Annotated in this window: 9 protein-coding genes; 8 read left to right on the top strand and 1 reads right to left on the bottom strand. The window is 42.2% G+C overall.

The annotated features are described in order from the left end of the window. The 8 genes from AACT18_RS15955 to AACT18_RS15920 all read left to right on the top strand — a co-directional run. A partial coding sequence (locus AACT18_RS15955) for a hybrid sensor histidine kinase/response regulator (RefSeq protein WP_094146648.1) occupies window positions 1-2764 on the top strand: 2764 nt, incomplete at its 5' end. Then, window positions 2761-4539, top strand: a complete 1779-nt coding sequence (locus AACT18_RS15950) for an EAL domain-containing protein (protein ID WP_017048098.1) — start codon at window positions 2761-2763, stop codon at window positions 4537-4539. The genes AACT18_RS15955 and AACT18_RS15950, both read left to right, overlap by 4 nt. Window positions 4540-5061: 522 nt before the next feature. Next, window positions 5062-6693 carry an ABC transporter substrate-binding protein gene (locus tag AACT18_RS15945; RefSeq protein ID WP_141138027.1) on the top strand — a complete coding sequence of 544 codons (1632 nt, stop codon included), beginning with the start codon at window positions 5062-5064 and terminating at the stop codon, window positions 6691-6693. Window positions 6694-6811: 118 nt separating this feature from the next. Beyond that, entirely contained in the window at window positions 6812-7732 is a 921-nt protein-coding gene (oppB, locus tag AACT18_RS15940; RefSeq protein WP_013856495.1) for an oligopeptide ABC transporter permease OppB, read from the top strand. A 15-nt stretch (window positions 7733-7747) separates the two neighbouring features. Next, entirely contained in the window at window positions 7748-8650 is a 903-nt protein-coding gene (gene oppC, locus AACT18_RS15935; protein WP_026028150.1) for an oligopeptide ABC transporter permease OppC, read from the top strand. 22 nt (window positions 8651-8672) lie between these two features. Continuing rightward, the gene (locus tag AACT18_RS15930) at window positions 8673-9644 is read left to right on the top strand and encodes an ABC transporter ATP-binding protein (protein WP_010319733.1); all 972 of its coding nucleotides are present in this window, start codon (window positions 8673-8675) and stop codon (window positions 9642-9644) included. Further along, window positions 9641-10633, top strand: a complete 993-nt coding sequence (oppF, locus tag AACT18_RS15925) for a murein tripeptide/oligopeptide ABC transporter ATP binding protein OppF (RefSeq protein WP_010319732.1) — start codon at window positions 9641-9643, stop codon at window positions 10631-10633. Before AACT18_RS15930 ends, oppF begins: the two co-directional genes overlap by 4 nt. A gap of 180 nt (window positions 10634-10813) precedes the next feature. Further along, window positions 10814-11764: a glutathione S-transferase family protein gene (locus tag AACT18_RS15920; protein ID WP_026027188.1), complete on the top strand. Its 951-nt coding sequence runs from the start codon at window positions 10814-10816 to the stop codon at window positions 11762-11764. Window positions 11765-11843: 79 nt separating this feature from the next. Here AACT18_RS15920 and AACT18_RS15915 read toward each other — a convergent pair. Beyond that, window positions 11844-12041: phosphate acyltransferase (locus tag AACT18_RS15915; RefSeq protein WP_141138124.1), on the bottom strand; the 198-nt coding region annotated here is incomplete at its 5' end.

The raw sequence follows: 12041 nt of genomic DNA, 5'->3' as shown, positions 1-12041 counted from the left end.
AGAAAATAGCAATCAAATTGTCAGATACACCATAGAAGAAGATATATATCCACTCTCTTATTGTGATGAGGGTGATAATCAGGTGAAGGGATATGTCCATGATTTACTCAAGCTCATTGAGTCAAAAAGCTTTCTTAAATTTCAGTATGTGCCGGCCAATGGTAGAGATATTAGACAAATGCTTATCGATAATGAAGTCGATTTATTGCCTTCATTAAATGTCGATGACATCGATAATCGTGATTTTATAGCGACCCCACCTTACACTAATTTACAATTTGGTTATGTGGTCACTAAAAAGCCTTTTCAACAGAAAAAATTAGCGATATTAGATCGTACTGGTTACTTGTATAGCCACTTAAAAATCTATGAAGATAATAAAAAAGTTAAAGTTTATAGAGATCTTAAAAAGGTTATTCTAGATTTAAAATCAGGTAAGATAACTCATGCCTTAATGAATCAAGATATTATAAATCAGCAAATGGCATACCTTGGTGATAAGTTTTTGATACTTCCAGAAATAGATAATGAAGGTTACTCTATTAATATCGGTATGGTCTTTCGAAAGGATGAGTCGATATTGTTTGAAATGCTCAGCCGATCTTTAACTATGGTAACTGAGTCTGAGATTAATGCACTAAAATCACTCCATAAGAAAGTGAATGTGAATTATGGTTATGATAAGCAGCAAGTTACAATCTATTCTTTGATTGCAATGTGTATTTTTTTGTTTTTATTATTATTTGGGATAATTATATTTTACAAGTTAAAAAGTTCCTTAAAATACAGTCAAATCAGTTCAAAACTTTCAGAAGTTCAAGTGCAATGGCTGACAGATTTGCTTGATAAAATACCCAGCATGATCTTCATTTCAGATGTGAATGGGAAAGTAGTGTTATCTAACCGTTCATATAAGCAATGTAGCAAGGCTTCTCTAATTAGTGATGATGTGAATTGCCTCATATGTACTGGCATCGGATCTGTCGATCTGTCGAATAAACACTATCAGATTGATGAGAAATATTATGTCATTAATCATGAATCGATTGCGCATCCCAAGAGTGGGGATACTCATTACTTGACCGTTTGCAGTGATATCACAGAACTCAAGCTATCAGAATTGGCATTACGTGATTCTAATAATAAGGCACTAGAAGCTGTAGATGCGAGGAATCATTTTTTAGCTGTAATGAGTCATGAGCTTAGAACGCCAATTGCGGCCATGCTAGGGTTGATGGAGATTTTATCAACTCGAATTAAAAACGATGAGAGCAGTTTGTTATTGACGAATGCAATTCGTTCTGCCGAGAGAATTAAGCACCATGTCCATGAGATTTTAGATTTTTCAAAAATGGAAGCTCAGCAATTACAATTAGATATACGCCAGCATAATATTTTAGAAGAGTTATGTCCCACCATTAGAAGCTTTGAAGCGAGTGCTAAGTTGAAAGGCGTTGAGTTCGTTGTTGATTGGGTGCCGACAGCTATTATTTACGCAAAGTTTGATGCATTACGCTTAAATCAGGTTCTTACCAATGTATTAGCCAATGCTGTTAAATTCACTACGGCAGGTACGGTTTCCATCCATGTTGAATTGACGGAAGAACAGATAGTCTTTGCCGTAAAAGATACGGGGTGCGGAATGAATGAAGCGCACTTGGATTCGTTATTTAAGCCATTCATGCAAGCGGATAAAACCATTACTCGCCAATATGGCGGTACTGGGCTTGGTATGTCAATAGTATCGAATTTAGTCAATCTAATGGATGGTCATATTACGGTTTCCAGTACGCTGAATGAGGGGACTCAAGTAACGATAGTGCTTCCCATTTGTGGTGAGCCGCTGTCTGAACCGTTGAGTCAACGTAACTACCGTTGCACTAACGAACGCATTATCGAGTGGCTGAAGTGTTGGCAGGTTTCGGTAAGTCAAGGTGGTGTATCCTTGGTCGATTTTGACGCGATAATGACCAAAAAACATCTCTATCCTGACCTGCTTATTGATAAGATAAAAGATAGTGAGCAAGTGCTGGTTCAACCGAAAAAAATGAAACTTTGCGGGCATGTTTTGGTGGTTGATGATGACGCTATTAACCGTTTGTTATTAAAAAAACAGCTGCATGAACTTGGTGTACAAGCAACCATCGTTGGTGATGGAGAAGAGGCATGCCATCTTTTACAAAGCGAAGACAGCCAGTTTGATTTACTACTAACGGACTGCCATATGCCTAAAATGGATGGTTTCGCTTTAGCAAGATTTGTTAAAAATCATATTCCGCAAGAGAGATATAAGGTGGTTATCGGTTGTACGGCGGAAGATTCACGGTTGATCGCAGAGAAGGCTTACCAGTCTGGTATGGAACACGTGCTGTATAAGCCCTACTCGTTGGCGTCGCTGTATACTATGTTGAGTGGTTATCTTTCTATGTATCCTTTAGTAAATGCTGACTCAAAAAGCTGGCTTGAGAGCTTTTTACCGGGTGAAAAAAGTGAAATTGCTTCTGTTGTGGCAGAATCTTTAGCGGCCGAGGTCGATAGACTCGAAAAGCATGATTCTGATAACAAAATGATAGCCCATCGTGTTAAAGGCTCTGCCGGAGCGCTTCAACTGGATTATCTCGCGAATCTTGCGGTTAGCTTGGAGCGCGAATTAGAACCACAAGCTGTTGTATCTGCAAAACAACGACTGATAATGGAAATGAAAATCGTGATTACACAAGCACAAGAATGGTTAGATAAACAGCAACGAGTAGATGACGAATGAACATTTTGATTGTCGAAGATGATCGAATTCAAGCCACGAGTTTGAAACTGAAACTCAGACAGCTTGGGTTGAATAACGTCGATATTGCAGCAAATGGACACCAAGCGTTGGCTTTATGCTTGCGCAAAGAGATATCGCTGGTTTTTTGTGATATTCATATGCCGGAAATGGACGGAGTTACGCTTTTGTCGATGCTTGGGGATAAACATCCTTCACTCGGAATTATTATATTGAGTGCTGTTGACGATGCCGTGTTAGACCTTACTTATAACATGTGCTGTTTAGCGAGCTTTAATTTTGTCGATGTTTTACGAAAACCCTATTCTATTGAGCAACTTGAAACCGTGATTCATGCGTTTCATGTGAAGTGTGAACAACAGGCCGCAAGCATTACGCCTATCTCATTAGGGTACAAAGAGATAGAAACAGCATTCAGTGAAGATTGGTTATTCAATTACTATCAACCTCAGTTTGATTTTAAAACGGGTGCCATGGTTGGAGTCGAGGCACTTGTCCGACTCGATCACCCAGTTCATGGTGTATTAAGCCCTGCGCATTTTCTGCCTCTTATTGAAGAGCTGAATTTGATGGATAAGCTGTTTTTAATTGTTTTGGATAAAGCATTATCGGCTTTAGGCAGTTTGTCAGCCGATCTCCAGTTATCAATCAATATCTCCCAGAGTAATTTACAACAGCTGATCTGTGACCCTATTCTTACTCTCTGTCACAAATACGCGTTTCCCACTGATAAACTCACGCTCGAGCTGACGGAAGATCATGTCTATAACGGTACGACAGCATCACTGGCTAATCTTGCGCGTTTAAGAATGCATGGTGTTGGTTTATCCATTGATGATTTTGGCACAGGCTACGCCTCTCTAAGTCAGCTCTCGAAATTACCCTTTACAGAACTTAAAGTAGATCAAAGCTTTGTCCGCGATCTCTCCACCAATTATAAAAACCAGCAACTCACCAACATGTGCTTATTGCTAGCGCAATCCTTAGGCTTGCATTGTGTTGTCGAAGGTGTGGAGGACGAAGATACTTGGCAATATTTACGTCATTTAGGCGTGGATACTTGTCAAGGTTATTATTCGGCGATGCCGATGCCGATTGGCGATCTCGCTGAACTGTATAGCAAAAATATCAGCAAGCAGCTAAGCCACCAAAGTATCGAAGATGGTGTGTATTGCTTATTAGTTGGAGAAAATTCGACTAGCGCTAATGCCCTAAGAAAAATGTTGATGAGAGAAAAGCGCGTTACGCAGGTGGTCGTTGCCAGTGATCTCGCTTGCGCTGTAAAGAGATTGCGTGATTTACCTTTTAATTTAGTGGTTGTGGATAGCTACTGCAGTAAAGACGCTAGTTTGCAGTTGCATCAGCATATTGAATCGATGAATTTTAAGGGAAGACTTATTTTTCTCAATGAATATCATGAAGCAATATCTGCAGAACTTGCACATGCGCGCCACATTGTGAAATCAGCTGCATTGACTGACACCATTCAGAGCATAATGGGGGAGGTTGGGCGAACAGTTAATTTTCAACCTAGTTTTCGACTCAATGAAAGACTATCCAGCAGAGAGTTGAGTGTGGCAAATTTGTTGATTCAAGGTTTGACCAATAAGCAGATAGCTAATCAACTGGATATTAATCAGAAAACAGTCAGTACTTACAAAGCGAGAATTCAAAGTAAATTGGGCATTCGTTCGGCCATGGAGCTGATTCGTTACATTGAGCTCGATCATCTTAGTGCCAGTTTGAGCATCGCGTAAACTGAATGTCGATTTGCGTAAGCATTAGATTACACTTTTCGGTGAAAGTGTTTATTTATTATTACCAATCAACACGTTGTTAATTTATTGTTAATCGATTTTAGTGACACTCTTCACGGATTTTATTTTCAGATGGCAGGATTATCCCTTTAAGTTAGATCTAACGTAACTAAGATGTTAAAAAAAGGCTGATTTTCCAGTGAAACGTGCTGAAAATGTACTCAACACTAGATGATTTAGCACTATGGTCTGACCAGATAGCGCTTGGTAACTTTAATTCACTGAGTTTGAGTTAATTGTTGGGCTATTTATCTATTCCATTAGGTAAACCATGGAATTATGCATTTTTTTGCTACGATTTTATGGCAAATTACTTCAATGGTTGCTAATGTGTGCCGCTATCCTTAGGAGTTTTTAGATTTTTCTGCTTAGTTTTTGCGCTAAATAAATCTAAAGTTCTAGCGATGCTAGAGAGCTCTCAAGGAAGTCATGGATGCAAAAATAAAAACTTGGAGTTTATGCATGTATAAAAATAAAATCACCCAAGCCCTTCTTCTAGGGGCGGGTATGGCAGTGGCTGCCACTTCTACTTTTTCTATCGCGGCTGATGTTCCAGCCGGCACCAAATTGGCCAAAGTTCAGGAAATCGTTCGTGGTAACGGTACTGAAGTCGCCACACTCGATCCTCACAAATCCCAAGGTGTTCCTGAGTCGCACGTAATTCGTGACTTATTGGAAGGGCTTGTGAACCAAGACGCGGATGGTAAAACCATTCCTGGTGTCGCAGAAAGCTGGGAAACGGCAGACAACAAAACATTCATTTTCCATTTGCGCAAAAATGCAAAATGGTCAAATGGTGATCCTGTCACGGCTGGTGATTTTGTTTTCAGCTTCCAGCGCGCCGTCGACCCTGTAACGGCTTCTCCTTACTCTTGGTATATGGAATATACCAAGATGAAAAATGCCAAAGAGATTATCGCAGGAACGAAAGACAAAAGTGAACTTGGCGTTAAAGCTAAAGATGACCATACACTCGTTGTTGAACTTGAAGATGCTGTGCCTTATTTCGTCATGATGATGGGCCACACAACCGTGAAACCCGTTCATAAAGCAACCGTAGAAAAGTTTGGTGACCAATGGACCAAGCCTGAGCATTTTGTTGGTAACGGTGCCTACGTTGTTGATCAATGGGTTGTCAATGAGCGTTTAGTACTAAAGCGTAACGAGCAATACTGGGACAATGACAAAACAGTCATTAACAAAGTTACCTTCCTGCCTATTGAAAACCAAGTATCAGAAATGAACCGTTTCTTATCAGGTGAAATCGATATCTCTTATGAATTACCCACCGAGCATTTTAAGCGTCTGAAGAAAGAGCATCCAGAATCAGTATCGATTCAGGGTAACTTGTGTACTTATTACTACCTGTTCAATACCAAAAAGGCACCATTTGACGACGTTCGTGTGCGTAAAGCGATTTCTTACGCTATCGACCGTAACATTGTGAGTGATGCGATTTTAGGTCAAGGCCAAAAACCAGCTTATTTCTTAACACCTGAAATTACGGCGGGCTTTAATCCTCAAATGCCAGCATATGGCAAGATGACGCAAAAAGAGCGCGATGCAGAAGCGGTAAAATTGTTGGCTGAAGCGGGCTTTAATAAAGACAACCCTCTGAAATTCAGCCTCCTCTACAATACATCGGAAAACCACAAGAAAATCGCTGTAGCACTGGGTTCTATGTGGAAAAAAACGCTCGGTATTAATGTCGTATTAGAGAACCAAGAGTGGAAAACCTATCTAGATTCTAAAGATCAAGGTAACTTTGAAGTGGCACGTGCTGGTTGGTGTGGTGACTATAATGAAGCGTCTTCATTCCTAACCTTAATGGTGAGCAATAACACCACGGGTGGTTTGCACTACCAAAGCGCTGAATACGATGCAATTATTGATAAAGCGTTAAAATCAACCTCAGAAGAAGAGCGCACTAAGCTATATCTGGATGCAGAAAAACTATTAACCAAAGATATGCCGATTGCCCCTATCTATCAGTATGTTAAATCTCGTTTATTATCTCCTAATGTAGGCGGCTTCCCGATGAATAACGCGGAAGAGAAGATCTACTCAAAAGATCTTTATATCACAGCAAAGTAAGTCCACTTACGCTGATAAAAATATAACGACTTAGACACTGCATGTAGCTATCTTCAGATAGTAATTTACATGCAGCGTCTTTCTAATTTTCATTGTCACAGACTGAAAGAGTGAGTTTATGCTTAAATTCATCGCAAAAAGGATATTAGAAGCGATACCAACCATGTTGGTGTTGATCACGGTATCTTTCTTTCTCATGCGTTTCGCTCCTGGTAACCCATTCTCAAGCGAACGTCCTTTACCACCGGAAGTGATGGCCAACATTGAAGCCAAATATGGCTTAGACAAACCCGTGTCTGAGCAATACTTCACCTACTTGACCAATATTTTGCAAGGTGATTTTGGCCCATCATTCAAATACCAAGATTATACGGTGAATGAATTGATCGCCGTTGCCTTGCCTGTCTCGGCAAAAGTCGGCTTTATCGCTTTTATTTTTACCGTTATCGCGGGTGTTTCCATTGGTACGATTGCCGCACTAAAACACAACACTTGGATTGACTACACCATCATGTCGACGGCAATGATTGGCGTGGTGATGCCGTCGTTTGTTCTCGCCCCAGCTTTAATTTATCTCTTCTCCTTGCATTGGAAAATATTCCCGGCTGGTGGTTGGTTAGATGGAAGTTTCCAATATTTAGTACTGCCAGTGCTGGGTATGTCGATGCTCTATATTGCCACCTTTGCCCGTATCACCCGTGGCTCAATGATAGAAACACTCAACAGTAACTTTATTCGCACGGCACGCGCGAAAGGGTTGAGTTATCCCTATATCGTTGTTAACCATGCTTTGAAGCCAGCTTTACTGCCTGTTGTGTCGTATATGGGGCCTGCGTTTGTCGGTATTATTACGGGGTCTGTGGTGATTGAAACGATTTTCGGTCTACCGGGTATCGGTAAGCTGTTTGTTAACGCTGCATTTAACCGCGATTACTCATTGGTGATGGGTGTAACCATTTTAATTGGTTTCCTATTTATTCTTTTCAACGCCATTGTTGATATTTTGCTTGCGGTCATTGACCCGAAAATTCGCTACTAACAGGGACGTATGGTTATGTTAACGAAAAGAGAAAACCTAGCCGCGGTTGAGAAGTTTTCTGAAAACTTAGAAATAGCTGGCCGCAGCTTATGGCAAGATGCGCGAATTCGCTTTATGCGTAACAGAGCGGCAATGGTCAGTTTGTGTATTTTGACGATGATGACCCTTGCGGTGATCGTACTACCGATGATGGCCCCGTATACCTATGACAATACGGACTGGTATTCAATGCACGTTGGGCCCAATGCGGATCATTGGTTCGGCACCGATAGCCTTGGGCGTGATTTGTATGTGCGTACCTTAGTGGGTGGGCGAATTTCGCTGATGGTTGGCGTAATGGGCGCGTTGGTTGCTGTTCTGATCGGCACACTTTATGGTGCGGCGTCGGGCTTCATTGGCGGTAAAGTAGACCGCATTATGATGCGTATTTTGGAGATTCTATACGCTGTTCCTTTCATGTTCCTTGTTATTGTGTTGGTCACGTTCTTTGGCCGCAATATCGTGCTTATCTTCGTCGCTATCGGTGCAATTGCATGGCTTGATATGGCGCGAATTGTGCGTGGCCAAACCTTGAGCCTACGCAGCAAAGAGTTTATTGAAGCGGCGCATGTGTGTGGCGTCAGCAACTGGAAAATTATTACACGTCATATTGTGCCAAACGTGTTGGGTATTGTAGCGGTCTATTCGACGCTGTTGATCCCAAGTATGATTTTGACAGAGTCATTTTTATCTTTCCTTGGTCTTGGTGTTCAAGAGCCGATGACAAGCTGGGGAGCACTTCTACAAGAAGGTTCACAAACAATGGAAGTCGCTATTTGGCAACTTGCTTTCCCAGCCGCGTTCATGGTGGTCACCCTGTTTTGCTTTAACTATGTCGGTGATGGTCTGCGCGATGCGCTTGATCCTAAAGACCGATAATTAAAAGATTAAGGAAGCAATAATGAGCTTATTAGATGTCAAAGATCTGCGGGTCGAATTTACCACTCAAGATGGTATTGTTACCGCTGTCAACGATTTAACTTTTTCACTGGAGCAAGGCGAAACCCTCGGTATCGTAGGGGAGTCTGGCTCTGGTAAATCGCAAACCGTGTTCGCTATTATGGGCCTACTTGCCAAAAATGGTATTATCACGGGTAGCGCAAAATTTGAAGGGAAAGAGATCCTCAATTTGCCAGAAAAAGCCTTGAATAAAGTGCGCGCTGAACAAATTGCGATGATCTTCCAAGATCCAATGACGTCACTGAATCCCTATATGAAAGTCAGCGAGCAGTTGATGGAAGTGCTGATGCTGCACAAAGGAATGAGCAAGTCGGCCGCGTTTGAAGAGTCGGTACGTATGCTAGAGGCGGTTAAAATCCCCGAAGCGCGTAAGCGAATTACCATGTATCCGCATGAGTTTTCTGGCGGTATGCGTCAACGCGTTATGATTGCAATGGCGTTGTTATGTCGGCCTAAGTTACTGATTGCCGATGAACCCACCACCGCATTGGACGTAACGGTGCAAGCCCAAATTATGGATTTGTTGAATGAACTCAAAAGCGAATTCAATACCGCTATTATCATGATCACCCATGATCTGGGTGTGGTTGCGGGTTCATGTGACAAAGTATTGGTAATGTATGCAGGGCGTACGATGGAATATGGCTCTGTGGATGAGATTTTCTACAACCCGAGTCACCCTTACGCTGAAGGTTTATTAAAAGCCATTCCTCGTTTGGATACGGAAGGTGAAATATTACCAACGATTCCTGGAAACCCACCTAACTTGCTACGATTGCCACCGGGTTGCCCTTATCAAGAGCGCTGCCACCGAGTGACAGAACGCTGTAAACGTGAAGCACCTATTTTATTGCCATTTGCCGATGGTCGCCAACGTGCCTGTTTTTCTGATTGGGAGGCTTGGGTTAAATGAGCGAACAAAAACCATTATTACTGGATGTAAAGAACCTCAAAGTTCACTTCAATATTGCCTCTAAATCCGCGTGGCCGTGGTCTAAACCATCCAACCTAAAAGCCGTAGATGGCGTTAATGTGCGCCTATATGAGGGTGAAACTCTCGGCGTAGTAGGCGAATCAGGTTGCGGAAAGTCTACTTTTGCGCGAGCGATCATTGGTTTAGTCGAAGCCACCGAGGGTGAAGTGGTGTGGCTAGGAAATGATTTGACGAAAATGCATGAGGTTGAGCGTCGCAAAACCCGTAAGCAAATTCAGATGATTTTCCAAGACCCACTGGCGTCATTAAACCCAAGAATGTCGGTTGGCGATATTATTGCAGAGCCACTTCAAACCTTTTATCCAGAACTTTCGAAGCAAGAAGTAAAGGATCGTGTAAAAGAGATGATGACAAAAGTCGGTTTATTGCCGAACGTCATTAACCGCTATCCCCATGAATTCTCTGGTGGTCAGTGTCAACGTATTGGTATTGCCCGTGCGCTCATTTTAAAACCGAAAATGATCATCTGTGATGAGCCAGTTTCTGCTTTGGATGTTTCAATCCAAGCGCAGGTGGTTAACCTGCTCAAAGAGCTGCAAAATGAGCTTGGTTTAAGTTTGGTTTTTATTGCCCATGATTTATCGGTAGTGAAACACATCTCTGATCGTGTACTCGTGATGTATTTAGGTAATGCGGTCGAGCTTGGCACCTCGGAGGCGTTGTTTGCGAATCCATCACACCCTTACACCAAAGCTTTGATGTCGGCTGTGCCAATTCCAGATCCAAAACTGGAGCGTGCTAAGAAAATTCAGATGCTAGAAGGGGATTTACCCTCGCCAATCAACCCGCCTTCTGGATGTGTTTTCCGTACCCGCTGTCCTCAAGCGACGGAAATTTGCGCACAGCAAAAACCGCAGATTAAAGGTAGTGATGAACATGCTGTGTCTTGTTTGCATGTCGAGCTCTAAATTTAGCCTGTGACAGGCTTAAGCGCGACGCATTTCTGGGTCGCGCTTTTTTTATCTGTGCGCTTAGCGGGGTAAATAGCACTGTTCAAAATTTCTGAATAACAAGGACAACTTCCTCCGGTTTTACCATTTTCTATCCTACTTATAATAAAAAAGTCATCGGAATGAGGAGTGGAGATCATGGGAAAATTAGTTGAAGGCGTCTGGCACGATGTTTGGTATGACACCAAAAGCAGCGCTGGGCATTTTGTACGCGAAGACGCAGGATTCAGACACTGGGTCGACAGCCAGCCAGATGCACGATTTCAACCAGAATCGGGCCGTTATCATTTGTATGTCTCTTTGGCATGCCCTTGGGCTCACCGTACATTGATTTTTCGCCAGCTTAAATCACTCACCGAACACATTGATGTTACTGTCGTTTGCCCTGATATGCTGAGTGAAGGTTGGTCTTTTGGTATTCCTGAACCTCTCTTCGGCTATACCAAGCTCCATCAAATCTACACCAAAGCAAAGGTAGATTATTCAGGGCGAGTAACTGTACCTGTGCTGTGGGATAAGAAGACCAATACCATTGTTAGCAATGAATCTTCTGAGATTATTCGCATGTTTAACAGTGCATTTAATGAGTTAACGGGTAACCAGCACGACTACTATCCGCAAGCACTCAGCAAAGCTATCGATGAATGGAATGCGTATATTTACCCTAATATTAATAATGGCGTCTATCGATGTGGCTTTGCGACCACGCAAGAGGCCTATGACGATGCTTATGATGCACTTTTTACGGCGTTAGATAAGGTCAACAACCATCTAGCAACGCATCGTTACTTGGTCGGTAACCAGATCACCGAGGCGGATTGGCGTTTATTCACTACACTTATCCGTTTTGATGCTGTTTACGTCGGGCATTTTAAATGCAATAAACAGCGTATCGCCGATTATGAGAACTTAAGCGGTTACTTAAAAGAGCTTTACCAAATCGACGGTATCAAACAAACGACTGATTTTTACCACATCAAACGCCACTATTATTTCAGCCATATCGGCATTAACCCAACGCAAGTGGTACCTAAGGGGCCGGATCTTGATCTTGATACGCCCCATGAGCGCGGCTTTATTGGGTTATAACGAGGGTGGATGTGTACTATAAAAAAGGCTCTTATGTGATACATAAGAGCCTTTTAATCAGCAAGTTAAGCTAAGAATTTTATTTTGTTTCTTGGCTTGCTTGAATCGCCGTCAACGCGATTGTGTAAACAATGTCGTCAACCAACGCACCGCGAGACAAATCGTTTACTGGTTTACGCATGCCTTGCAGCATTGGACCGATAGAAACAAGGTCTGCTGAGCGTTGTACTGCTTTGTAAGTTGTATTACCTGTGTTTAGGTCAGGGAAGACAAATAC

The organism is Vibrio sp. V04_P4A5T148 (assembly GCF_963875605.1).
Classification (GTDB): domain Bacteria; phylum Pseudomonadota; class Gammaproteobacteria; order Enterobacterales; family Vibrionaceae; genus Vibrio; species Vibrio anguillarum.
The sequence above is the reverse complement of the archived record's forward strand: the minus strand, read 5'-3'. Positions and strand labels throughout refer to the sequence as shown.

What these genes read in the sequence shown, in the direction of transcription:
- AACT18_RS15950 (WP_017048098.1), top strand. Translation starts at nt 2,761, where the DNA reads ATGAACATTTTGATTGTCGAAGATGATCGAATTCAAGCCACGAGTTTG.
- AACT18_RS15945 (WP_141138027.1), top strand. Translation starts at nt 5,062, where the DNA reads ATGTATAAAAATAAAATCACCCAAGCCCTTCTTCTAGGGGCGGGTATG.
- oppB (WP_013856495.1), top strand. Translation starts at nt 6,812, where the DNA reads ATGCTTAAATTCATCGCAAAAAGGATATTAGAAGCGATACCAACCATG.
- oppC (WP_026028150.1), top strand. Translation starts at nt 7,748, where the DNA reads ATGTTAACGAAAAGAGAAAACCTAGCCGCGGTTGAGAAGTTTTCTGAA.
- AACT18_RS15930 (WP_010319733.1), top strand. Translation starts at nt 8,673, where the DNA reads ATGAGCTTATTAGATGTCAAAGATCTGCGGGTCGAATTTACCACTCAA.
- oppF (WP_010319732.1), top strand. Translation starts at nt 9,641, where the DNA reads ATGAGCGAACAAAAACCATTATTACTGGATGTAAAGAACCTCAAAGTT.
- AACT18_RS15920 (WP_026027188.1), top strand. Translation starts at nt 10,814, where the DNA reads ATGGGAAAATTAGTTGAAGGCGTCTGGCACGATGTTTGGTATGACACC.